Origin of the sequence: Burkholderia arboris (assembly GCF_038723655.1) — a bacterium.
Classification (GTDB): Bacteria; Pseudomonadota; Gammaproteobacteria; order Burkholderiales; family Burkholderiaceae; genus Burkholderia; species Burkholderia arboris.
Window position 1 is genome coordinate 3582917 of record NZ_CP109821.1, and the last position, 22873, is coordinate 3605789.

Annotated in this window: 21 protein-coding genes and 1 tRNA gene; 6 read left to right on the forward strand and 16 right to left on the reverse strand. The window is 67.9% G+C overall.

All coding sequences use genetic code 11. The features are described from left to right. Position 1 precedes the first annotated feature (1 nt). Together gatA and gatC are read right to left on the reverse strand one after the other, a co-directional pair. Positions 2-1492, reverse strand: a complete 1491-nt coding sequence (gene gatA, locus OHZ10_RS16820; RefSeq protein ID WP_342703238.1) for an Asp-tRNA(Asn)/Glu-tRNA(Gln) amidotransferase subunit GatA — start codon at positions 1490-1492, stop codon at positions 2-4. A 69-nt stretch (positions 1493-1561) separates the two neighbouring features. Further along, a complete protein-coding gene (gene gatC / locus OHZ10_RS16825) occupies positions 1562-1861 on the reverse strand; it encodes an Asp-tRNA(Asn)/Glu-tRNA(Gln) amidotransferase subunit GatC (RefSeq protein ID WP_006477478.1) in 300 nt (99 codons plus the stop codon). 367 nt (positions 1862-2228) lie between these two features. On the opposite strand from gatC, the gene OHZ10_RS16830 reads away from it, so the two are divergent. The 5 genes from OHZ10_RS16830 (at position 2229) to rodA (ending at position 8431) form a co-directional block, all read left to right on the forward strand. Beyond that, positions 2229-3272, forward strand: coding sequence for a rod shape-determining protein (locus tag OHZ10_RS16830; protein WP_004189550.1), 1044 nt, complete (start codon positions 2229-2231; stop codon positions 3270-3272). A gap of 126 nt (positions 3273-3398) precedes the next feature. Next, a complete protein-coding gene (mreC, locus tag OHZ10_RS16835) occupies positions 3399-4403 on the forward strand; it encodes a rod shape-determining protein MreC (RefSeq protein WP_342703242.1) in 1005 nt (334 codons plus the stop codon). Continuing rightward, entirely contained in the window at positions 4400-4912 is a 513-nt protein-coding gene (gene mreD, locus OHZ10_RS16840; RefSeq protein WP_009687274.1) for a rod shape-determining protein MreD, read from the forward strand. The genes mreC and mreD overlap by 4 nt, the downstream gene beginning before the upstream one ends. A 94-nt stretch (positions 4913-5006) precedes the next feature. Then, the gene (gene mrdA, locus OHZ10_RS16845; RefSeq protein ID WP_059232910.1) at positions 5007-7271 is read left to right on the forward strand and encodes a penicillin-binding protein 2; all 2265 of its coding nucleotides are present in this window, start codon (positions 5007-5009) and stop codon (positions 7269-7271) included. 11 nt (positions 7272-7282) lie between these two features. Further along, positions 7283-8431 (forward strand): rod shape-determining protein RodA, encoded by a 1149-nt coding sequence (gene rodA, locus OHZ10_RS16850; RefSeq protein ID WP_059232909.1) that lies wholly within the window; start codon positions 7283-7285, stop codon positions 8429-8431. Between the two features lie 81 nt (positions 8432-8512). On the opposite strand, the gene OHZ10_RS16855 is transcribed toward rodA, so the two are convergent. From OHZ10_RS16855 to def, 14 genes are all read right to left on the reverse strand, one after another. Then, on the reverse strand, positions 8513-9265 hold the full coding sequence (locus OHZ10_RS16855) for a tetratricopeptide repeat protein (protein ID WP_059232908.1): 753 nt from the start codon (positions 9263-9265) through the stop codon (positions 8513-8515). Continuing rightward, positions 9262-10047 carry an HpcH/HpaI aldolase family protein gene (locus OHZ10_RS16860; protein WP_059232907.1) on the reverse strand — a complete coding sequence of 262 codons (786 nt, stop codon included), beginning with the start codon at positions 10045-10047 and terminating at the stop codon, positions 9262-9264. Before OHZ10_RS16860 ends, OHZ10_RS16855 begins: the two co-directional genes overlap by 4 nt. Positions 10048-10366: 319 nt before the next feature. Continuing rightward, entirely contained in the window at positions 10367-10819 is a 453-nt protein-coding gene (queD, locus tag OHZ10_RS16865) for a 6-carboxytetrahydropterin synthase QueD (protein WP_059232906.1), read from the reverse strand. 18 nt (positions 10820-10837) lie between these two features. Beyond that, positions 10838-11470: a 7-carboxy-7-deazaguanine synthase gene (gene queE, locus OHZ10_RS16870; RefSeq protein WP_021163976.1), complete on the reverse strand. Its 633-nt coding sequence runs from the start codon at positions 11468-11470 to the stop codon at positions 10838-10840. Positions 11471-11542: 72 nt separating this feature from the next. Further along, the gene (gene queC / locus OHZ10_RS16875) at positions 11543-12277 is read right to left on the reverse strand and encodes a 7-cyano-7-deazaguanine synthase QueC (protein WP_059232905.1); all 735 of its coding nucleotides are present in this window, start codon (positions 12275-12277) and stop codon (positions 11543-11545) included. 350 nt (positions 12278-12627) lie between these two features. Further along, positions 12628-12703 (reverse strand) — tRNA-Phe (locus tag OHZ10_RS16880). A gap of 61 nt (positions 12704-12764) precedes the next feature. Further along, positions 12765-13466, reverse strand: a complete 702-nt coding sequence (gene esaR / locus OHZ10_RS16885) for a response regulator transcription factor EsaR (RefSeq protein WP_059232904.1) — start codon at positions 13464-13466, stop codon at positions 12765-12767. Next, on the reverse strand, positions 13467-15881 hold the full coding sequence (gene esaS, locus OHZ10_RS16890; protein ID WP_059232903.1) for a sensor histidine kinase EsaS: 2415 nt from the start codon (positions 15879-15881) through the stop codon (positions 13467-13469). Further along, positions 15871-16461, reverse strand: coding sequence for a DUF4390 domain-containing protein (locus OHZ10_RS16895; RefSeq protein WP_059232902.1), 591 nt, complete (start codon positions 16459-16461; stop codon positions 15871-15873). Before OHZ10_RS16895 ends, esaS begins: the two co-directional genes overlap by 11 nt. Further along, a complete protein-coding gene (gene rsmB / locus OHZ10_RS16900) occupies positions 16458-17849 on the reverse strand; it encodes a 16S rRNA (cytosine(967)-C(5))-methyltransferase RsmB (RefSeq protein ID WP_174994330.1) in 1392 nt (463 codons plus the stop codon). Before rsmB ends, OHZ10_RS16895 begins: the two co-directional genes overlap by 4 nt. A gap of 231 nt (positions 17850-18080) precedes the next feature. Continuing rightward, complete coding sequence (gene htpX / locus OHZ10_RS16905) at positions 18081-18938, reverse strand: zinc metalloprotease HtpX (RefSeq protein ID WP_059232900.1); 858 nt, start codon at positions 18936-18938, stop codon at positions 18081-18083. A gap of 100 nt (positions 18939-19038) precedes the next feature. After that, on the reverse strand, positions 19039-19680 hold the full coding sequence (locus OHZ10_RS16910; RefSeq protein WP_174994331.1) for a LysE family translocator: 642 nt from the start codon (positions 19678-19680) through the stop codon (positions 19039-19041). Positions 19681-19800: 120 nt separating this feature from the next. Then, a complete protein-coding gene (gene fmt, locus OHZ10_RS16915) occupies positions 19801-20784 on the reverse strand; it encodes a methionyl-tRNA formyltransferase (protein WP_059232898.1) in 984 nt (327 codons plus the stop codon). A gap of 34 nt (positions 20785-20818) precedes the next feature. Then, positions 20819-21322 carry a peptide deformylase gene (gene def / locus OHZ10_RS16920; protein ID WP_011353573.1) on the reverse strand — a complete coding sequence of 168 codons (504 nt, stop codon included), beginning with the start codon at positions 21320-21322 and terminating at the stop codon, positions 20819-20821. Positions 21323-21507: 185 nt separating this feature from the next. Here def and dprA point away from each other — a divergent pair, with 185 nt between their 5' ends. After that, positions 21508-22839, forward strand: a complete 1332-nt coding sequence (gene dprA / locus OHZ10_RS16925) for a DNA-processing protein DprA (protein WP_342703249.1) — start codon at positions 21508-21510, stop codon at positions 22837-22839. The last annotated feature ends 34 nt before the right edge of the window (positions 22840-22873 follow it).

The following is a 22873-nucleotide window of genomic DNA, read 5'->3' on the forward strand; positions in this document are numbered from 1 at the left end:
CTTACACCCCTGCCGGAACTTGCTTGTGCCAGTCGGTCGCGCGCTGGAACGCGTCGGCGACCTGCAGCATCCGGGCTTCGTTGAAATAGTTGCCGATGATCTGCAGGCCGACCGGGCGCTTCGCGTTCGCGCCCGCGCCGAAGCCGCACGGCACGCTCATGCCGGGCAGGCCGGCGAGGCTCACCGACAGCGTGTAGATATCCGCGAGATACATCTGCACCGGATCGTCGCCCTTCGCGCCGAGATCCCATGCGACCGTCGGCGACGCCGGACCCATGATCACGTCGCAGGACTTGAACGCTTCCTGGAAATCGTTCGCGATGATGCGGCGGATCTTCTGCGCCTGCAGGTAGTACGCGTCGTAGTAGCCGTGCGACAGCACGTACGCGCCGACCAGAATGCGGCGCTTCACCTCGGGGCCGAAGCCTTCGGCGCGCGACTTCTTGTACATGTCGAGCAGGTCGCCGTACTGCGCGGCGCGATGGCCGAAGCGCACGCCGTCGAAACGCGACAGGTTCGACGACGCTTCGGCCGGCGCGATCACGTAGTACACGGGGATCGACAGTTCCGTCTTCGGCAGCGATACCGGCACGAGCGTCGCGCCGAGCGCTTCATACTGCTTCAGCGCCGCGTCGATCGTCGCGCGCACGTCGTCGGCGAGGCCTTCGCCGAAATACTCGTTCGGCAAACCGATGCGCAGGCCCGCGAGCGGCTTGCCCGTGTCGTTGCCGACCGTCCACGGCTGGCCGAGGTGGCGCGTGAAATCTTCGTCGTCGCGCTCGAGGCTCGTCGAGTCGCGCTCGTCGAAACCGGCCATTGCGTTCAGCAGCAGCGCGCAGTCGGACGCGCTCTGCGCCATCGGGCCGCCCTGGTCGAGCGACGACGCGAACGCGATCATCCCGTAGCGCGACACGCGGCCGTAGGTCGGCTTGATGCCCGTCACGCCCGCGAACGACGCGGGCTGGCGGATCGAGCCGCCGGTGTCGGTGCCGGTCGCGGCCGGCGCGAGTCGCGCGGCGACGGCGGCCGAGCTGCCGCCCGAGCTGCCGCCCGGCACCGCGTTCGTGTCCCACGGGTTCTTCACCGCGCCGAACGCGGAATTCTCGTTCGACGAGCCCATCGCGAACTCGTCCATGTTGGTCTTGCCGAGCGTGACCATGCCGGCCGCCTGCAGGCGGGCGACGACGGTCGCGTCGAACGGGCTCTCGTAATTCGCGAGCATCTTCGAGCCGGCGGTCGAGCGCCAGCCGCGCGTGACGAACACGTCCTTGTGCGCGATCGGCAGGCCGGTGAGCGCGCCGCCCGCGCCGCGCGCGAGCTCCGCGTCGGCGGCTTTCGCCTGCGCGAGGGTCAGATCGGCGTCGACATGGACGAACGCGTTCAGGTCGCGTGCGGCGTCGATCCGTTTCAGGTAGTGCTGCGCGAGCTCGACGGCCGAGCATTCCTTGGCGGCGAGCGCGGCGCGCAGTTCGGTCAGGCTTTTTGCGTGCATTGAGTGGTTTTCCTGGGAATTCTGGGTGGCGCGCGGCGCAAGGCGGCCGGCGCGCTTGTCATCGAATGCTTACTCGATCACCTTCGGCACGAGATAGAGGCCGTCCTGGACGGCCGGCGCCGGACGCTGGTTGTCGTCGCGATTGACGACTTCCGTCACGGCGTCGTCGCGCAGGCGCTGCGCGACTTCCTGGATCTGTTCGATCGGGTGGGCGAGCGGCGCGATGCCGGCGGTATCCACCGCCTGCATCTGCTCGACGAGGCCGAAGAATTCATTGAGCTGGCCGAGCATGTGCTCGGCGTCGGCGTCGGCCATTTCGAGTCGCGCCAGGTGCGCGATGCGTTTCACATCGGTCAGGGTCAGGGCCATGCGATCACCGGAAAAACAAGGCTGCGCAGCGCATCAAAAGCAGCACTGCGGCGGGGGGTTGGAGGGTGCGATCCCACCCTCAAAAATCGGGGCCGAAGCGGCAAAAATACCACCCGTTTCGATTCAAATACCGTGAAATTATAAGGTATCATTACGCGTTCGACCCAAACCCGGCAGCCTTTTCCCGCACCGTTTCGCCCCACTTCGGCAAGCCGTGCGTGCATCGTGCGATCCCCGGTAGACATCACTCGCAGCTTCGTGCGCCGCGGCGGCCGCTTCCGCCACGCTTCCCGAGGCTGTTATTTTTTCCGCTGCCGCCCTCAGCGCTCGCTATGCAGGGCCGGCCCAGAGCGAAACAGGATTCTGAATGTTCGGTTTTTTGCGCAGCTACTTCTCCAACGATCTCGCGATCGACCTCGGCACCGCAAACACCCTGATCTACATGCGCGGCAAGGGCATCGTGCTCGATGAACCGTCCGTCGTGTCGATCCGCCAGGAAGGCGGCCCCAACGGCAAGAAGACGATCCAGGCGGTCGGCAAGGAAGCCAAGCAGATGCTCGGCAAGGTGCCGGGCAACATCGAGGCGATCCGCCCGATGAAGGACGGCGTGATCGCCGACTTCACCGTCACCGAGCAGATGATCAAGCAGTTCATCAAGACCGCTCACGAATCGCGCATGTTCTCGCCGTCGCCGCGCATCATCATCTGCGTGCCGTGCGGCTCGACCCAGGTCGAGCGCCGCGCGATCAAGGAAGCCGCACACGGCGCCGGCGCATCGCAGGTCTACCTGATCGAGGAGCCGATGGCGGCCGCGATCGGCGCGGGCCTGCCGGTGTCGGAAGCCACCGGCTCGATGGTCGTCGACATCGGCGGCGGCACGACCGAAGTCGGCGTGATCTCGCTCGGCGGCATCGTGTACAAGGGTTCGGTCCGCGTCGGCGGCGACAAGTTCGACGAGGCGATCGTCAACTACATCCGCCGCAACTACGGGATGCTGATCGGCGAACAGACCGCCGAGGCGATCAAGAAGGAAATCGGCTCCGCGTTCCCGGGCTCCGAAGTCAAGGAAATGGAAGTGAAGGGCCGCAACCTGTCGGAAGGCATCCCGCGCAGCTTCACGATCTCCAGCAACGAAATCCTCGAAGCGCTGACCGATCCGCTGAACCAGATCGTGTCGTCGGTGAAGATCGCGCTCGAGCAGACGCCGCCGGAACTCGGCGCCGACATCGCCGAACGCGGGATGATGCTGACGGGCGGCGGTGCGCTGCTGCGCGACCTCGACCGCCTGCTCGCGGAAGAAACCGGCCTGCCGGTGCTCGTCGCCGAAGATCCGCTCACCTGCGTCGTGCGCGGTTCGGGCATGGCGCTCGAGCGCATGGACAAGCTGGGCAGCATCTTCTCGTACGAGTGATCGTCTAAGCTGTTTCGTTGATATGACGCACCCGCGGCGTGGCCGGATCGCTCGTTTAGAACGAACCGCCGCGCCGTTTGCGCGTCTGAGCATCATTTAACCGATCACACGCGCCCGGCGCCGACCATGGAATACAGTCCGCCGCCCCTCTTCAAGCAAGGTCCGCCCGCGCTTGCGCGGCTCATCTTCTTCGTTGCCCTCGCCATCGCGCTCCTGGTGTCGGACGCGCGCTTCAGCACGCTCGAAATCGTGCGCGGCGTGCTCGGCACCGTGCTCTATCCGCTGCAGCGCGCAGCGCTCGTGCCGCGCGACCTGTTCATGGGCGCGGCCGACATCGCCGTCACCGGCGCATCGCTGCGCCACGAGAACGACGACCTCCGCAAACGCAACCTGCAGCTGTCCACGCAGGCCAACCAGGCCGCCGTGCTCACGCAGGAAAACGCGCACCTGCGCGCGGTGCTCGAGCTGCGCCAGCACATCGCGACGCAATCGACGCCGGTCGAGATCCAGTACGACACCAGCGATCCGTTCACGCAGAAGATCGTGGTCGGGCAAGGCTCGCAGCAAGGCATCCAGAACGGCTCGCCCGTCGTCAGCGAAGACGGCGTGATCGGCCAGGTCACGCGCGTGTTCCCGCTGCAGGCCGAAGTCACGCTGGTCACCGACCGCGATCTCGCGATTCCCGTGCAGGTGCTGCGCACCGGCCTGCGCAGCGTGATCTACGGCACGCCGAAGGGCGATTCGCTCGACCTGCGCTTCGTGCCGACGAGCGCGGATCTCGTCGCCGGCGACGAGCTTGTCACGAGCGGCCTCGACGGCGTCTATCCGCCCGGCCTGCCGGTTGCGAAGGTCGCGCGCGTCGACAAGCTCGCCGATACCGCATTCGCACGCGTGACCTGCGCGCCGGTCGCCGCCGTGCGCGGCGCGCGCCAGATGCTCGTGCTGCATTACCAGAACGACATCCCGCCGCGCCCGGTCGAGCCCGATCCGGCCGCCGACAAGAATGCGAAGGGCAAGAAGGGCGCGAAGGCCGCCGCGAAGGGCGAGAAGGCGGACAAAGCCGACGCGAACGCGAAGCCGGCCGCCGCGCCCGCGAAGCCCGCGGCCGGGCAACCAGGAGCCCAGCGATGAACCGCCCGCAATACATCCTGCAGCCGGTCAATCCGTACTTCATCGTCTTCAGCCTCGCCGCCGCGTTCCTGCTGAACCTGATGCCGTGGGGACGCCTGCCCGGCGTGCCCGACTTCGTCGCGCTCGTGCTGCTGTTCTGGAACATCCACCAGCCGCGCAAGGTCGGGATGGGCGTCGCGTTCGCGCTCGGCATCCTGATGGACGTGCATGACGCGGGATTGCTCGGCGAGCACGCGCTCGCCTATACGCTGCTGTCGTACGGCGCGATCACGATCCACCGCCGCGTGCTGTGGATGCCGATCGGCGTGCAGGTGCTGTATGTCACGCCGCTGCTCGTCGTCGCGCAGCTCGTGCCGTTCGTGATTCGCCTCGTGATGGGCGCCGCGTTCCCGGGCTGGCGCTACCTGGTCGACGGCTTCGTCGAAGCCGCGCTGTGGCCGATCGCGAGCCACCTGCTGCTGATGCCGCAACGCCGCCCGGTCGATCCGGACGATACGCGCCCCATCTGAGCCGGACCGACCTTGAATACCCGCCGCCCCCACGCCCGTTGCGCCCAGGGGCGGCACCTCGCCCGCCCGCGCGGGCCGGATCGACTGTAACCGCATGACCGAATTCAACGACACCCAACAGCAGCTCTCGAAGTTCCGCCTGCGCGTCGCGGCGGCGGGCGTGTTCGTGTTCGTCTGCTTCGGGCTGCTCGCGAGCCGCTTCTTCTACCTGCAGTTGATGCAGCACGGCAAATACGCGCTGCAGGCCGAGGAAAACCGCATCTCGGTCGCGCCGATCGTGCCGAACCGCGGGATCATCACTGACCGCAACGGCGTGATCCTCGCGAAGAACTATTCGGCGTACACGCTCGAGATCACGCCGTCGAAGCTCGACGACACGCTCGACAACACGATCGACAAGCTGTCCGAGATCATCCCGATCGACGCCCGCGACCGCCGCCGCTTCAAGAAGCTGCAGGAAGACTCGAAGAATTTCGAGAGCCTGCCGATCCGCACGCGGCTCACCGACGCGGAAGTCGCGCGCTTCACCGCGCAGCGTTTCCGCTTCCCCGGCGTTGACGTGCGCGCGCGCCTGTTCCGCCAGTACCCGCTCGGCATGACGGCCGCGCACGTGATCGGCTACATCGGCCGGATCTCGAAGCGCGACCAGGATCGCATCGACGCGATGAGCGACGACAACGACAGCGACCAGGAACACTACGATCCGCGCCGCGACGCGAACAACTACAAGGGCACCGACTACATCGGCAAGATCGGCGTCGAGCAGAGCTACGAGACCGAGCTGCACGGGCTGACGGGCTTCGAGGAAGTCGAGGTGACGGCCGGCGGCCGGCCGGTGCGCACGCTGTCGCGCACGCAGGCGACGCCCGGCAACAACCTCGTGCTGTCGCTCGACATCGCGCTGCAGCAGGTCGCCGAACAGGCGTTCGCCGGCAAGCGCGGCGCGCTCGTCGCGATCGAACCGAAGACGGGCGACGTGCTCGCGTTCGTGTCGTCGCCGAGCTTCGACCCGAACTCGTTCGTCGACGGCATCGACCAGCAGACCTGGGACGAACTGAACAACTCGCCCGACAAGCCGCTCCTGAACCGCCCGCTGCACGGCACCTACCCGCCCGGCTCGACGTACAAGCCGTTCATGGCGCTCGCGGGCCTGACGCTCGGCAAGCGCACGCCGGGCTGGGGCTTCCAGGATCCCGGCTACTTCACGTTCGGCGGCCACACGTTCCGCAACGACGTGCGTTCGGGCCAGGGCTGGGTCGACATGAACAAGGCGATCATGGTGTCGAACGACACCTACTTCTACATGCTCGCGCGCGACCTCGGCGTGAACTCGATCGCGAACTTCATGAAGCCGTTCGGCTTCGGCCAGATCACCGGGATCGACATCCAGGGCGAGGCGCGCGGGATTCTTCCGTCGACCGACTGGAAGAAGAAGGCGTTCAAGAAGGCCGCACAGCAGAAGTGGTTCGACGGCGAGACGATCAGCCTCGGGATCGGCCAGGGCTACAACTCGTTCACGATCCTGCAGCTCGCGCACGCGACCGCGACGCTCGCGAACAACGGCGTCGTGATGAAGCCTCACCTCGTGAAGGAAGTCGAGGATCCGATCACGCGCGGGCGCCACCTGACCGTGCCGAAGGAAAGCGAGGTGATCCCGCTCAAGCAGGCCGACATCGACGTCGTGAAGCGCGGGATGGAGAACGTGATCGAGAACCCGTCCGGCACCGCGTACAAGGTGTTCCGCGGCGCCCCGTACCTCGCCGCCGGCAAGACCGGTACCGCGCAGGTGTTCTCGCTGCAGGGCTCGAACTACAAGGGCCACCTGCTCGCCGAGCACCTGCGCGACCATGCGCTGTTCATCGCATATGCGCCGGTCGACCACCCGCAGATCGCGGTGGCGCTGGTCGTCGAGAACGGCGGCTGGGGTGCGCAGGCCGCGGGCCCGATCGCGCGCCGCGTGCTCGACTACTACCTGATCGACCGCCTGAACCCGAAGAACGAGGCCGCGGCCGTGGCCGCCGCGGCGTCGGCGACCGAGCCGGTGAGCACGCCCGTGGTCGGCGACGCCTCGAAGCCCGCCGCCGTCGCGGCCGGCTTCACCGCGCTGCCGCAGCCGGTCGTGCCGACCGCGGCCAGCGCAGCCGATGCCGCATCGGCTGCATCGGCCGCGTCGGCTGCCGCAGCCCCGGCCGACGCGAGCGCCGCGGCGCCGATGGCCGCGAGCCTGCCGCCGATCCGGCGCCCGCACCGGCCGCGCCGGCCCGCCAGCGACGCGCAGCCGCTCGTCGCCACGCCGCGGGACGACAACCACCGTGCGACGGCCCCCGCGAAGGCGGCGGACGCCGGCACCGCTCATTAACGGAGAAAGGCATGCAATTCGACAAGCGCGCCTGGCTCGACAAGATCAAGCAGATGTTCGCGGGCTTCGACCGCCCGCTCGCCCTCATCGTGTTCCTGCTGCTGTGCGTCGGCATCGTCACGCTGTACAGCGCGGCGATCGACATGCCCGGCCGCGTCGAGGACCAGTTGCGCAACATCCTGCTGACGTTCGTGCTGATGTGGGTGATCGCCAACATCCCGCCGACCACGCTGATGCGCTTCGCGGTCCCGCTCTATACGTTCGGGGTCGCGTTGCTGATAGCCGTCGCGCTGTTCGGGATGACCAAGAAGGGCGCGAAGCGCTGGCTGAACGTCGGCGTCGTGATCCAGCCGTCGGAAATCCTCAAGATCGCGACACCGCTGATGCTCGCGTGGTACTACCAGCGCCGCGAAGGCGGGCTGCGCTGGTACGACTTCATTGCCGCGTTCGGAATCCTGCTGGTGCCGGTCGGGCTGATCGCGAAGCAGCCCGACCTCGGCACGGGCCTGCTCGTGTTCGCGGCCGGCTTCTTCGTGATCTACCTCGCCGGCCTGTCGTTCAAGCTGATCGTGCCGGTGCTCGTCGCCGGCGTGATCGCGGTCGGCTCGATCGCCGTGTTCGAGGAACGCATCTGCCAGCCCGAAGTGCAGTGGCCGCTGATGCACGACTACCAGAAGCACCGCGTGTGTACGCTGCTCGACCCGACTTCCGATCCGCTCGGCAAGGGCTTCCACACGATCCAGGCCGTGATCGCGATCGGCTCGGGCGGCGTGCTCGGCAAGGGCTACCTGAAAGGCACGCAGGCTCACCTCGAATTCATTCCGGAGAAGCACACCGACTTCATCTTCGCGGTGTTCTCGGAGGAATGGGGGCTCGCCGGCGGGCTCGTGCTGCTGACGCTGTACATGGCGCTGATCGCGCGCGGGCTCTACATCGCCGCGCAGGGCGCGACGCTGTTCGGGCGCCTGCTCGCGGGCTCGCTCACGCTCGCGTTCTTCGTCTATGCGTTCGTCAACATCGGGATGGTGAGCGGCGTGCTGCCGGTCGTCGGCGTGCCGTTGCCGTTCATGAGTTACGGCGGCACCGCGCTTACGACGCTCGGCATCGCGATCGGGATGATCATGAGCGTCGGGCGGCAGCGGCGGTTGATGAAGAGCTGACCGCGCGGCCTGCACCGCAGCCAAAGAAAACGGCGCCCCCGGGCGCCGTTTTTCATGGGCCAGGAGGCCGGACGCGGCCGCTTACTGCGGTGGCGCGTGCGGCCCGCCTTGTTCCGCTCCGCCGCCCGTTGCCGGCTCCTGCGCCTTCAGCCGCGCGCTCAGCTCCTTGAACTTCAGCCCGGCTGTCTCGTCGCCCTGCGCGGCCGCCGCCGCGTAATACGCGCGCGCGATGTTCAGGTTCTGCGCGACGCCGTCGCCGCCGCGCTCGTAAAACGACGCGGTCACGTACTGCGCGGTCGGCTCGCCCGCGTCGGCGGCCTGCTTGTACCACGCGAACGCCTGCCGGTTGTCGCGCGGCGTACCGCGCCCGTCGAGGAACTGGTTCGCGAGCGACAGCTCGGCCTGCACGTGCCCCTGCTTCGCCGCCCGCAAGAACCAGCGATGCGCTTCGGCCGGATTGCGCGCGACGAACTCGCCGTCGTCGAACATCCGGCCGTACACGTACTGCGCATGCGACATGTTCGCGTCGGCCGCGCGCTTCAGCCAGCGCAGCCCTTCGTCGACGTTCGCGGTCACGCCTTCGCCCGTCAGCAGCATCATCGCGTAGTTGAATTGCGCGAGACGATCGCCGCGCTCGGCCGCGTCGTGGAACTGCACCAGCGCCGCGCGAAAGTCGCCGGCGTTGTAGTCGGCGACCGCCGATTGCGTCTCGTGCGACGGATCGGGCTTCGCTTGCGGCGCACCCTGCGCGATGGCCGCGACACACACGGCCCACAGGCCGAACACCATACCGATCTGCGCGCGCCCGCGGCACGCACCGTCGCCGCCGTTCATGACCGTACCTCCTGCAGCGCCTGCCGCGTCGCGCGCAGCAGCCAGCTTACGTCGGCCGACACCGTGATCATCCGGTAACCGGCCTCGCGGTACTGGCGCGCGGCTGCCGTATCGCCCGCGAAAATACCGACCGCGACGCCCGCCTGCCGGCCGGCTGCGAGCACGCGCGCCATCGCGGTTTCGACGTCCGGGTGGCGGATGTCGCCGAGATGCCCGAGGCTTGCCGCGAGATCGGCCGGGCCGATGAACAGGCAGTCGACGCCGGGCGTCGCCGCGATCCGCTCGACTTCGTCGACGCCGCGCGCCGATTCGATCTGCACGACCACCGCGACCTGCGCATTCGCCGTCTGCACGTAATCGCGGCGCATGCCGAACGCCGCCGCACGCACCATGCCCGCGACGCCGCGCAGCCCGTCCGGCGAATCGGGCGACGGATAGCGCGTGAGCCGCACCGCATGCGCGGCTTCGTCGGGCGTCTCGATCGACGGAAACATCAGCGTGCGCGCGCCGGCGTCGAGCGCGCGCTTCACGAGCCACGGCTCGCGCGCCGGCACGCGCACGACGGGTTCGCTCGGCAGGTGCGCAGCAGCAATCGCGCGCAGCTGCGAGGCCACGTCGCGGCTGTCGTTCGGCGCGTGCTCCATGTCGATGCAGAGCCAGTCGTAACCGGCATGCGCCAGCGCTTCCGCAGCCGATTCGCTGCCGAGCGACAGCCACAGGCCGTACAGCGGATCGTCGCCGTCACGCAGGCGTTGTTTGAGGGAATTGGTGAGCGTGCTCATCGATACGGCCTCCTGGACGGAACGGCAATCGAACGGGACAAGCAACTGGCCAAGCGGAATGCGACACGTCGTGCAGCGCAGCACGGCGGCTGCACCGGATCGCACCCTGGAACGTTAGTCGGCGACGGGCAGCCGATCTGACAGCGCATGGCGTGCAACGGCGCACGGAAGCATTTTCCGGTGCCACTCAACGATCATAGCGCGGCGTTGCGCGGAATGCGGGAACAGCCGGGGAAGCGTTGCCGACGCGGGACGGGGCCGGCACGGCGCAGTGACGGGCAGCCCACGCCGGATGGCGGGGGCTGCCGGGAAGGCGGGATCAGCGGCCGGGCTGGCGCTCGACGTCGGCCCAGCAGTTCGGCGTTTCGTACAAACGCACGCGTTCGAGGCGCAGGTTCACGCCGTAGTGCGCGTCGTACACGTTCGCGAGAAGGTCGAACGCGAGCGCGGCAAGGTTCTCGACGGTCGGGATCCGGTCGATCACGACGGTCTTGTGGTCGGCCATCTGTTCGAGGAACGAGCGTACGACGTCGTCGCGCGCGTAGACCAGGAACGCGTGGTCCCACTTGCTGACGAGGTGCTCGACCGCGAGCGCCTTCACGTCGGCGAAATCCATCACCATGCCGCGGTCGGGCGCCCCTTCGGTATCGACGAGATCGCCGCGCAGCGTGATTTCGAGCACGTAGCGATGGCCGTGCAGGTTCCTGCACTGGCTGCGGTGATCGGGGATGCGGTGGCCCGCGTCGAATTCGAGTTTTCGGGTAATCAGCACGATGTCAAAAGCCGTGGCTCAGGGAATGTTCAGATATTTGTGGGTCTGCATCGACAGCCGCCACTGCGGATGACGCTTGCACCAGTCGATCGCGAGCTTCGTATTGAGATCGCGCGACGGGCCGTCCATCGGCTGGACCAGGAAGTACTCGAAGTCGAGCTTCGCGTAGTCGGCCAGCCGCTGGTTGTCCTGCGGGATCACGACCTTCAGTTCGTTGCCTTTCGTGACGACGAGCGGCGCGTCGGCCTTCGGGCTCACGCAGATCCAGTCGATCGATTCGAGCACCGGCAGCGAGCCATTGGTCTCGATCGCGATCTCGAAGCCGGCCGCGTGCAGCGCGTCGACGAGCGGCTGGTCGAGTTGCAGCATCGGCTCGCCGCCCGTGCAGACGACGAAGCGGTGCGCTTCGCCCTCCGGCCACAGGCCGGCGATCGTCGCGACGAGTGCTTCGGCGTCCTTGAACTTGCCGCCGTTCTCGCCGTCGGTGCCGACGAAATCGGTATCGCAAAAGCGGCACACGGCCTCCGCACGATCCTCTTCGCGGCCCGACCACAGGTTGCAGCCGGCGAACCGGCAGAACACGGCCGGCCGGCCCGCATTCGCGCCTTCGCCCTGCAACGTGTAGAAAATTTCCTTGACCGCGTAAGTCATCGTGCTTCGTCCGGCTCGCGCCGCTCGTTGTCGATCAGAATCCGTTATCCAGCCGGCACTGCCGGCACCCGCTCACAGCGGCGCCTCGGTCACCCGCTCGCCCTTCAGGTAAGCCTCGTAGCCGCGCTTGCGCAGCTTGCAGGCCGGGCATTCGCCGCAGCCGAAACCCCAGTCGTGCAGTTCCGCGCGCTCGCCCACGTAGCACGTGTGCGTCTCGACGCGGATCAGTTCGACGAGCGCCTCGCCGCCGAGCTGTTCGGCGAGCTGCCACGTCTGCGCCTTGTCGAGCCACATCAGCGGCGTCTCGAGCACGATGCGCGTGTCCATGCCGAGGTTCAGCGCGACCTGCAGCGCCTTCATCGTGTCGTCGCGGCAGTCGGGATAGCCCGAGAAATCGGTCTCGCACATCCCGCCGACCAGCACGCGCAACCCGCGGCGATAGGCGATCGCCGCGGCGATCGTCATGAACATCAGGTTGCGGCCCGGCACGAACGTGTTCGGCAGGCCGTTCGCCGTTGTCTCGATCTCGATCGTGCGCGTCATCGCGGTATCGCTGATCGCACCGAGCACCGACAGGTCGATCATGTGATCGTCGCCGAGCCGGTCCGACCAGGCGGAAAAATCGCGCTTCAGCGCTTCGCGCACGCCTTCGCGACATTCGAGCTCGACGCGATGGCGCTGGCCGTAATCGAAGCCGAGCGTCTCGACCGTCTGGTAGCGTTCGAGCGCCCATGCCACGCACGTGGCCGAGTCCTGCCCGCCGGAAAACAACACGAGCGCGCCGTCTTTAGCGTCTGTCCGAATCACCGTGATACTCCGTGAATGTGTAGGCTCGCGTCGCGCTGCGCCCCAAGGCCGGCTGCCGCCGGGCGGCCCGACGCGGCCGGCCTGCGCCGGCTCGACCAGTATAGGCAGCGCGATTGGCCGCGAACGCGGCGGCGCGCTTATACCGCCCATCGCGCGGCATCGTTGCCGCGCGTCACGGCGGCGCGAGACACGCGGCCTGCCGTGCGCATGAAGCGATGCGCTAAGTCATTGAGCGGGCACGGATTTTATCATGCCCCGGCAAATGCTGCCGGCCACGCCGCCAACGACACGCCATACCCACCACAAACGAAAAACCCCAAGAACCTTCCGATTCTTGGGGTTTTAAATGCTGGTGGCCTGGGACGGAATCGAACCATCGACACGCGGATTTTCAATCCGCTGCTCTACCAACTGAGCTACCGGGCCAACGAAGAAGAGAAAGTATAGCGACCCTTCTTCACTTGAGCAAGTGCTTTCGCAAAATATTTTATAGCGCGCCTTCGGCCGGCTTCTTGCCGAGCTCCACGCCGAGCTGTTTGAGCTTGCGATACAGGTGCGTGCGCTCGAGGCCCGTCTTCTCCGCGACGCGCGTCATGCTGCCGTTCTCGCGCGCGAGGTGATATTCGAAGTACGCGCGCTCGAACGCATCGCGCGCTTCGCGCAACGGGATGTCGAACGGGATCGCGGCCGTCTGGCCCGCAAGGCCGAGGGCCGACACCATGTCGTCGCCGAGCGTCGGCAGCGCAGCCGCGGACGCGACCGCCGCGGGCCCTGCGGCCTGCCCGGCGCCGGCCTTCGCCGCCGCATTCGCCGACACCGGCGCCGCCCCGCGGGCGAGACCGTGCTCGACGGACTTCAACAGCTTCTGCAATGCGATCGGTTTCTCGAGGAAATCGAGCGCACCGATCTTCGTCGCCTCGACGGCCGTATCGATCGTCGCGTGCCCGGACATCATGATCACGGGCATCGTCAGCAGCCCCTGCGCCGCCCATTCCTTGAGCAACGTGACGCCGTCGGTATCGGGCATCCAGATATCGAGCAGCACGAGATCGGGCGCCTGCTTCAGCCGGTATTCCCGCGCGGCCTGCGCGTTCTCCGCCGCCTCGACGACATGTCCTTCATCGCTGAGGATCTCCGAGAGCAATTCCCGGATGCCCATTTCATCATCTACCACCAGGATGGTTGCCATTTACGCTGCCTTTGTCTGCTCACTTGCTTTTGTCTTGGCGGGGGTCGTCCCGTCCTGCGCACCCGGTTCGGTGCCTGGCGTATCGCTCGCCATCTGCAGGAACAGGATCGACACCTGCGCACCCTCGACGGTCTCGCCGTGCATGCGGTTGCGCAGATCGATCCGCGCACCGTGCTCGTCGACGATTTTCTTGACCGTGGCCAGCCCGAGCCCCGTGCCCTTCGCCTTCGTCGTCACGTAAGGCTCGAACGCGCGGGTCAGGATGCGTGCCGGAAAACCGGGCCCGTTGTCGGACACGGTCAGACGTACCGCGACGCGCGTTTTGCCCTCGGCGTCGGGATCGCCATATTCTACTGTCTTGGTTTCGATCAACACACGCGGATGCGCAGACTCCGCGACCGAATCCTGCGCATTCTGCAGCAGGTTGTGAATCACCTGGCGCAGTTGCGTCGCGTCACCGCGAATCACCGGCAACGACGGCGCGAGCTCGGCGACGATCGGGCTCTTGCCTTCGCCGACACCATACAGCCCGAGCACCTCGCTCGCCAGTTCGTTCAGCTGCAGGTTCGCGAGCACCGCCGGCGGCGTGCGCGCGTATTCGCGGAAATCGTCGACCATCCGCTTCATCGCCGCCACCTGGTTCACGATCATCGTCGCACCGCGCTTGAGCACATCCGCATCAGGCGGTGCGAGCTTGTCGGACAGCTTCATCTGCAGCCGCTCGGCCGACAGCTGGATCGGCGTCAGCGGATTCTTGATCTCGTGCGCGAGCCGCCGCGCGACCTCGCCCCACGCGACCGAACGCTGCGCGGAAATCACGTCGGAGATGTCGTCGAACACGACGACATAGCCGGACGTCTGCGGATCGTCGGCCTGCCCCTCGACCGTCGACACGAGGCGCGCGCCGCGCACGAGCAGCGTCAGCGGTTCGGTTTCGCCCGGCATCTCGATCGCGAACTGCTGCTGCCAGTGGCCGCGATCGCCGCTGCCGCCGTCGGATGCCGCCTCGCGATCGGCGAACGCCTTGCGCACCATCGCGCCGAACCCGGCGGCCACGCCGATCCGGTCGAGCGTCGTGCCGATCAGCGCGTTGAACGGCTGCCGGAAGATCCGCTCGGCGCCGCGATTGGCCGTCGTCAGCCGGAACTGGCGGTCGAGCACGAACACGCCGGCCGTCAGGTTCGCGAGGATGCTCTCGAGATACGTCTTCGAATGCTCGAGCGCGATACGGTTCTTCTCGACCGCGAGCCGCGCCTCGGACAACTGGCGCGTCATCGCGTTGAACGACTGCGTGAGGAAGCCGAGCTCGTCGCGCGTCTTGATCTCGCGCTTCGGCGTGTAGTCGCCTTCCGCGACCTCCTTCGTGCCCTGCGCGAGCAGGAACAGCGGCCGGGCGAGCTGCTGGCCGAGCGCGAGCGCGAGCATCATCGCGATGAAGGTCGCGAGGAACAGCGCGAGCGTCAGCGTACCGATGTACATCTTGCGCAGCCCCGTGCGGCCGAGCGACTTTTCCTGGTACTCGCGATACGCGCGCTGCACGGCATCCGCGTTGTGCGCGAGCGTCGGGGGCACCGGTTGCGTGAGCTGCAGGAAGCGCTCCGCCGGCTGCAGCAGCGACGTCGTCGCATCGGGGATCGGCCGCACGACGCGCAGCCGCAGCGCGCCCTTCGCGCCGTGCGTGCGCGGGTCACCGTCGACTTCGCCTTCGATCGCCGCATAGGCGCCGTGTTCGCGCGCCTGGCTCAGCATCAGCGACGTCGGCAGGTCGTCCGGGATCAGCGCCGCGAAATTACCCGACGCCTGCGCGACGATATGCAGGTCGGGCGCCGCGCCCGAGCCGCCGCGGCTCGGCTCGACGATCGTCGCATCCTGCACGCCGAACTGGTCTCGCAGACGCAGCAGCGTGAGCGTCGTGCCGTTCGTGTTCGCGTCGACGCTCGCGAGCTGGTCGGACATCAGCCGCGCCTTCGTCTGCAGATCGGACAGCGACGCATCGAGCATCCCGCGGCCGAGGTTCAGGCCAGCCGTCAGCGCGGTCTCGACGTTCACGTCGAACCACGACTCGATACTGCGCGACACGAACTGGTACGACACCACGTAGATGATCCCGCCCGGCACCACGCCGACGAGCGCAAAGAACACCGCGAGCTTCGCGAGCAGCCGCGTGCCGAATTTGCCCTTCCTCAGGCGCACGATGATCATCCCGATCAGCCCGAGCACCACGAGCAGGAACACCAGCGCGACGATGATGTTCATCGCGTACAGCCACGAGTAGTAGCGGTCGAAGAATTCGGTGTTCGCGCTCGCGGCCGCGAGCAGCACGAGCAGCAGCAGCGCGGTGAGCGCGACGGTCGAGACGATCACGCGAACGAGGAGGCTCTTCCCGCTGGCCGCGCGGCGCACTTTATTTAGCACGTTCGGTCACCGTGAAGTTGAAGCGCTTCCAGTCCGACCCGAGCGTCCAGTCGCGGTTGTTCACGGCATCGACCTGGAACGGCTTCGGCATCAGCGCCGTATCGAGCTGCATCCGCACCGACGCCGTGTAGGTTTCACCCAGGCGCACCTGGTTGCGGTCGATCACGTGCCACGACGTGATGTGCCGCACGACCGCGAGCGCATCCTTCAGCGACGGGAAGCCGAGTTGCAGGCCGCCCGTCGACACGCGGTACTCGCGCGTGAGCGGCTGGAACGACAGGCGGATCGTCTGCGTCACCGCCACCGGCTGCTCGTCGAACCAGTACCAGCGCGCGCGGCTCAGTTCGAAGTCGGTCGTGAAGTAAAGCGGGATGCCCTTGTTGACGGCATCCTCGAGGTTCGGATTCAGCTCGAAGTCGAAACGCGCGTCGAGGCTCCAGCCGCTTCCGTCGGACTGGAGCGACGCGCGCTGTACGGCGATCGATTCGGCATGCGCCGGCCGGACGACGGCCAGGCATAGCATCAACGCGACCAGCAAGACGGCCGCGAGCCGAAATGGAAAAAGGTGTTTGATCGTCACCGTTTCTGAAACCGCGCGTAGAAAAATCCGTCGTGATCGATGTTCTGGTCGAGTGCGCCGGCGGCCGCCCGTCCCTGCACGCCGCCCGGCAGCAGCTGGCCGGGGGCGTCCAATCGTACCGCATCTTCACAGGCCGCTTCAAACCAGCGCGCCTGCCATTCGCCTTCCTCGGGGAAGATCGAACAGGTCACGTAAAGCAGTTCGCCGCCCGGCTTCACGAGCGGCCACAGCGCCGACAGGATGCGGCGCTGCTCCGCGACGAGCGCCGGGATGTCGGCCTCGCGGCGCAGCCAGCGGATGTCGGGGTGCCGCCGCACGATGCCGGACGCCGAGCACGGCACGTCGGCCAGAATGCGGTCGAACGGACGCCCGTCGTACCACGCGTCGGGCGCGCCCGCGTCGCCGACGCGCACGTCGGCGTCGAGCGACAGGCGCACGAGGTTCTCGCCGATGCGTGCCGCGCGCGCCGCGTCGCTTTCGAGCGCCACGACTTCCGCACCGGCCAACTCCAGAATGTGGCCCGTCTTGCCGCCGGGTGCCGCGCACGCGTCGAGCACGCGCATGCCGTCACGCGCGCCGAGCCATTCGGCCGCGAGCTGCGCGCCGGCGTCCTGCACCGACACCACGCCATCGGCGAATCCCGGAATGCGATCGACCGGCAGCGCCGACGCGAGCCGCACCGCATGCCGGCCGATCGCGGTCGCCTCGATGCCGCTCGCGCGCAGCGTGTCGAGATACGCATCGACGCTCGCGCGGCGCGCATTCACGCGCAGCGTCAAAGGCCCCTGGCGTTCGCCGGCCGCGAGGATTGCCTGCCATGCATCGGGCCATGCGCGCTTCACTGCATCGACCCACCATGCGCGGTAATTCCAGCGCGCAACCGGGTCGTCCTGCATCGCCGCGACGAGCGTGTCGCGCTCGCGCAGGAAACGACGCAACACCGCGTTGACCATGCCCTTCGCGAACGCGCATTCACGCCGCGCGCCGATCACGGTCACGGCCTGGTCGACCACCGTGAACGCCGGATACGCGGCATCGTCCGCCGGATCGAGCAGCAGCGCGAGCGCGCCGGCGAGCACCGCATGCACGTGCGCAGGCGGCGCCTTGCTGACGAGTTTGCCGATCAGCCAGTCCGCGCTGCCGAGGCGGCGCATCGTCCGGTAGGCGACGTCCTGCGTCGCGCCGCGCGCGAGCGCCTGCGCACCGGACGGCATCTGCGCGAACACCGCCGACAGTGCCGCCGGCAATGCGGTGCCGCGCCGTACCGCATCGACCGCCTGCGCGGCCGCGTCGAGCGCGAAGCCGAGCGATTCGGGCGCCAGATGCAGCGCGGCCAGACGCGCCGGGCGGCCGGAAGAGGACGGAGCGGAAGAACGGGTTCGTGTCATCGGTACGGAATCGGCAATCAGGCGCGGCAAAAACGTGCAGCAAAAAATGCGGCAAACGGCAGGATCGCGGCGGCCGCGAAGCCTCGCGATCCCAAACCGCGCATTGTAGCGTGCGACCACGCGGCCCCTTTGGCCCCTTTACGGCACGCACAAATGAAACACCCCGCAGCGCGAAGCGTGCGGGGTGGCATGACGGCTCCCCGCGGCAACAGCCGCGCGGGGAGCCGGGGTTTAGTCGAAGCGACCGGTACGCGCCATCTCCATCAGGCGCGCAATGCGCTCCTCGGTCGCCGGGTGCGTCGAGAACAGGTTCTGCAAGCCGCCGCCGTGCAGCGGGTTCATGATCATCATCTGCGCGGTGGCCGGATGGGCCTCGGCCGCCTGGAACGGGATACCCGCCGCATAGCGATGGATCTTGTCGAGCGCGGTCGCGAGCGACTGCGGATCGCCGGAAATCTGCGCGCCGCCGCGGTCGGCCTCGAACTCGCGTGCGCGCGAAATCGCCATCTGGATCAGCGCGCCGGCGATCGGCGCGAGCAGCGCGACCGCGATACCCGCGATCGGATTGGCCGGCCGGCCGTTCTCGTCGCGCCCGCCGAAGAACATCGCGAAGTTTGCGATCGCCGAGATCGCGCCCGCCATCGTCGCGGTGATCGTCGAGATCAGGATGTCGCGGTGCTTCACGTGCGCGAGCTCGTGCGCCATCACGCCGCGCATCTCGCGCTCCGACAGCACGCGCAGGATGCCCGTCGTCGCGGCGACCGCCGCGTGCTCGGGGTTGCGGCCCGTTGCGAACGCGTTCGGCGCGTCCTCGTTGATCAGGTAGACGCGCGGCATCGGCAGGTTCGCGCGCGTGGCCAGCTCGCGCACCATCCGGTAGAACTGCGGCGCCGTGTTCTCGTCGACTTCCTGCGCGTTGTACATGCGCAGCACCATCTTGTCCGAGAACCAGTACGAGAAGAAATTCATGCCGAGCGCGAACAGCAGCGCGATCGTCATGCCGCGCGAGCCGCCGATCATGCCGCCGATCACGATGAACAGGGCCGTGATCGCGGCCATCAGCATCGCCGTTTTGACCCAATTGAACATACCCACTCCTTATCCGTCAGGGGACCCGCCACGCATCAGAGGGCGCAGCGGAAAATTGTAAGCGATTTGTTAGATAAGGTCTTGCCGGAAAAATTCAATCTCAACGTTGCGATGTCGCAAGACGAAGCCCCAGGCCGACGAACGCGCTGCCGACCGTGCGGTCGAGCCACTTCCTGACGCCCGGCTTGCCGGAAAAGCGCTCGGTGACGCTGCCCGCGACCCACGCGACCAGGCTGGTCCAGACCGTGCTCATCGCGACGAACACCGCCCCGAGGGTCAGGAACGCCCAGGCCTTGTGCGGGCTGTCGGCCGACACGAACTGCGGGAAGAACGACACGAAGAACAGCACGACCTTCGGGTTCAGCACGTTGGTCCAGAAGCCCTGCATGAACAACTGGCGCAACGGCTTGGCGGGGGCGGCCTGCGCGGCTTCGGCGCCCGACGGCGCGCCGGCCTGCTTCGCGATGATCATCCGCACGCCGAGATAGATCAGGTAGGCCGCGCCGACCAGCTTGATCACCGTGAACGCGGTGGCCGACGCCGCGAGCAGCGCGGTCAGGCCGAATGCACAGGCGAGGGCGTGAACGCAGCAGCCGGCCGAAATGCCGAATGCCGACATCAGCCCCGCGCCGCGACCCTGCGCGACGCTGCGGCCGACGATGTAGGCCGTGTCGGGGCCGGGCGTGATGTTCAGCAGGAATACCGCGAACACGAAGAAGCCGAAATGGGTGATGCCGAACATGAAAACCTCGAAACCGGTGAGCGCAAGGAAATTCTACGCGCGCCTGCCACGCCGCGCGACTCGGCCGTCCGGCCAATTGCGCAGCGCCGGCAGACCGTGTCGAATGGCGATCAGGCCGTGTCAGTTCACGTCGGGCAGCGTGAAACGCTGGCCCGCGGCGAGCGGCGAGCCGGCCAGGAATTCGCGCGCGGGCAGTCGTTTGCCGCCCGGCTTCTGCAACTGCGTGACGCGCAGCGCGCCGCTGCCGCATGCGACGACCACGCCTTCCGGCGCAGCTTCGACGATCGTGCCGGGCGCCGCGTCGCCGCGCGCCGCCACGGGCTCGGCCGCCCACAGCTTGATCGCCGCGCCGTCGAGCGTCGCGACGCCGCCCGGGAACGGATCGAACGCACGCACCTGGCGCGCGAGCACGTCTGCCGGCTTGCGCCAGTCGAGCGCCGCTTCATGCTTGCCGATCTTTTCCGCGTAGGTCACGCCGTCGGCCGGCTGCGGCGTGGCCGGCAGCGTGCCGTTGCGCTCGAGCTGCACGAGCGCGTCGACGATCAGCCGCGCGCCGTCGGCGGCAAGACGGTCGTGCAGCGTCGCGGTCGTATCGTCCGCCGCGATCGCGAGACGGGCTTCCTCGATCATCGCGCCGGTGTCGAGGCCGACGTCCATCTGCATCAGCGTGACGCCCGTCTCGGCGTCACCCGCCTCGATCGCACGATGGATCGGCGCGGCGCCGCGCCAGCGCGGCAGCAGCGAGGCATGGATGTTGATGCAGCCGGCGCGCGGGATGTCGAGCACTTCCTGCGGCAGCAGCAGGCCGTACGCGGCCACCACCATCACGTCGTGCGGCGTCGCGCGCAGCAGCTCGATCGCGTCGGCCGCCTCGGCCGGGTACTTGCCCGCGCGGCGCAGCGACGGCGGCTGCGCGACGGGCATCCCGTGCTCGACGGCGTAGCGCTTCACGGCGCTCGCCTGCAGCTTCATCCCGCGCCCAGCAGGGCGATCGGGCTGGGTGAGCACGAGCGGCACCGGGAAACCGGCCTCGTGGATCGCGGCAAGGGCAGCCGCGGCGAATTCCGGCGTGCCGGCAAAAATCACGCGCAACGTATGGGTCATGACAGCGTTCGGGGTCGGGCAGCGTGAGCGCGCATTACATCGCGCGTTCGAGTTTCTTCATCTTCGTCTTGATGCGCGTCTGCTTGAGCGGCGACAGGTATTCGACGAACACGCGCCCCATCAGGTGATCCATCTCGTGCTGCACGCATACAGCGAGCAGGCCTTCGCAGTCGAGCTCGAAGGTTTCGCCCTGCTCGTTGAGCGCGCGCACGCGCACGTGGTCCGGCCGCTCGACTTCGTCGTAGATGCCGGGCACCGACAGGCAGCCCTCTTCATAGATCTGCTTCTCGTCGCTCGACCACACGATCTCGGGGTTGATGAACGCGCGCAGCTCGTTCTTTTCCTCGGAGACGTCGATCACGATCACGCGCTCGTGCACGTCGACCTGCGTAGCCGCAAGGCCGATGCCGGGCGCCGCGTACATGGTCTCGGCCATGTCGGCGACGAGCTTGCGGATCCGGTCGTCGACCTTGTCGACGGGCTTGGCGACCTTGTGCAGCCGCTTGTCGGGGTAATGAAGAATGTTCAGCAAAGCCATGGTGTTCGGTATTCGGTGGAGCGGCGTGCCGCATCGGCCATCCGGCCGGCTGGTGCCGCCGCCGGGATGCAATGAAGATGAGGCGGATGCGCGGCGTATCAATGCCGCGGATCGCGCCTCCTGCAATTGGCCGGGCGCTTGTGCGCGCGGCCCTGTCGAGTATTTCGGATGATGAAAATTTTATCATGGCGCCACGCGCTTCGCTGGCCGCCACATTCGAGGGCAGCCTCATGTCGCCGCAAGCGCTGACGCACTCCGCGCTGCGCGCATGGATGCAGCTCGCCCATGCACCCGGCCTCACGCCCGCCGTACTGCAGGCGCTGCTCGATGCATTCGGCTCGCCGGCGGCGCTGCTGCACGCGTCCGACCAGGCCATCGCCGCCGTGAGCAGCCCCGCCACCGCGCAAGCCGTGCGCGCGAGCGAGCGCGACGATCTCGACGCGCGCACCGACGCCGCACTCGCCTGGCTCGACGGGCCGGGCAACCTGCTCGTCGCGCTGAACGATCCGGCCTACCCGCCGCGGCTGCGCGACCTGCACGATCCGCCGCCCCTGCTATATGTAAAGGGGCGGCTCGACCTGCTACATGCGCGCGGCCTCGCCGTGGTCGGCAGCCGCCACGCGACGCCGCAGGGGCTCGCCGACGCAACGCGTTTCGCACGCACGTTGTCCGACGCGGGTCTCACGATCATCTCCGGCCTCGCGCTCGGCATCGACGGCGCCGCGCATCGCGGCGGGCTCGACGGCCGGTCGGGCACCGTCGCGGTGATCGCAACGGGCGCCGATCTCGTCTACCCGGCGCGGCACCGCGCGCTCGCCCACGAGATCGCCGCGCACGGCGCGATCCTGTCCGAATGGCCGCTCGGTACGCCGGCCCGCGCCGCGCACTTCCCGCAGCGCAACCGGCTGATCGCCGCGCTCTCGATCGGCGCGCTCGTCGTCGAGGCCGCGCCGCGCTCCGGCTCGTTGATCACCGCTCGGCTCGCGAACGAACTGGGGCGCGATGTGTTCGCGATGCCGGGATCGATTCACGCGCCGCTTGCTCAGGGCTGCCACGCGCTGATCCGCGACGGTGCGAAGCTCACTGCGACACCGCGCGATGTGCTCGAGGAATACGGGCCGGCGGAACCGGCAGCACGCGCAGCAGGCAGCGCGGTGCGCGCCGGAAATCCGGGTCCGGACGCAGGCGAAATCCGCGAACCCGAAACTGCCGGCGTCGCGCAAGCGGATTCCGCCATAGCCGTAGCCGTAGCCGTAGCCGCCGCCGTTCCGGCCCGGATCGAGGCCCCGCCGCCGGATCGCCCGTCCGAGCAAGCCGTGCTGGCCGCATTGGGATACGGCCCCGTTACCTACGAATGGCTCGCCGAGCACAGCGGCCTGTCCGACGACGTGCTGCACCGCGCGCTGCTCGCACTCGAACTGGCCGGCCGTGTCGCGAGCGTCGCCGGTGGACGCTTCGCGCGGCTTGACGCCGCGCCCACCCCGGCCGCGCGCGGCGTGCTACATTCCCCGGCATAGGGGCGGCCGCGCCGCCGACGATATCCAAGGAATT

Coding starts and splice junctions, on each gene's coding strand:
- gatA (WP_342703238.1), bottom strand. CDS start 1,492: ATGCACGCAAAAAGCCTGACCGAACTGCGCGCCGCGCTCGCCGCCAAG.
- gatC (WP_006477478.1), bottom strand. CDS start 1,861: ATGGCCCTGACCCTGACCGATGTGAAACGCATCGCGCACCTGGCGCGA.
- OHZ10_RS16830 (WP_004189550.1), top strand. CDS start 2,229: ATGTTCGGTTTTTTGCGCAGCTACTTCTCCAACGATCTCGCGATCGAC.
- mreC (WP_342703242.1), top strand. CDS start 3,399: ATGGAATACAGTCCGCCGCCCCTCTTCAAGCAAGGTCCGCCCGCGCTT.
- mreD (WP_009687274.1), top strand. CDS start 4,400: ATGAACCGCCCGCAATACATCCTGCAGCCGGTCAATCCGTACTTCATC.
- mrdA (WP_059232910.1), top strand. CDS start 5,007: ATGACCGAATTCAACGACACCCAACAGCAGCTCTCGAAGTTCCGCCTG.
- rodA (WP_059232909.1), top strand. CDS start 7,283: ATGCAATTCGACAAGCGCGCCTGGCTCGACAAGATCAAGCAGATGTTC.
- OHZ10_RS16855 (WP_059232908.1), bottom strand. CDS start 9,265: ATGAACGGCGGCGACGGTGCGTGCCGCGGGCGCGCGCAGATCGGTATG.
- OHZ10_RS16860 (WP_059232907.1), bottom strand. CDS start 10,047: ATGAGCACGCTCACCAATTCCCTCAAACAACGCCTGCGTGACGGCGAC.
- queE (WP_021163976.1), bottom strand. CDS start 11,470: ATGACTTACGCGGTCAAGGAAATTTTCTACACGTTGCAGGGCGAAGGC.
- esaR (WP_059232904.1), bottom strand. CDS start 13,466: ATGGCAACCATCCTGGTGGTAGATGATGAAATGGGCATCCGGGAATTG.
- rsmB (WP_174994330.1), bottom strand. CDS start 17,849: ATGACACGAACCCGTTCTTCCGCTCCGTCCTCTTCCGGCCGCCCGGCG.
- htpX (WP_059232900.1), bottom strand. CDS start 18,938: ATGTTCAATTGGGTCAAAACGGCGATGCTGATGGCCGCGATCACGGCC.
- OHZ10_RS16910 (WP_174994331.1), bottom strand. CDS start 19,680: ATGTTCGGCATCACCCATTTCGGCTTCTTCGTGTTCGCGGTATTCCTG.
- fmt (WP_059232898.1), bottom strand. CDS start 20,784: ATGACCCATACGTTGCGCGTGATTTTTGCCGGCACGCCGGAATTCGCC.
- def (WP_011353573.1), bottom strand. CDS start 21,322: ATGGCTTTGCTGAACATTCTTCATTACCCCGACAAGCGGCTGCACAAG.
- dprA (WP_342703249.1), top strand. CDS start 21,508: ATGGCGCCACGCGCTTCGCTGGCCGCCACATTCGAGGGCAGCCTCATG.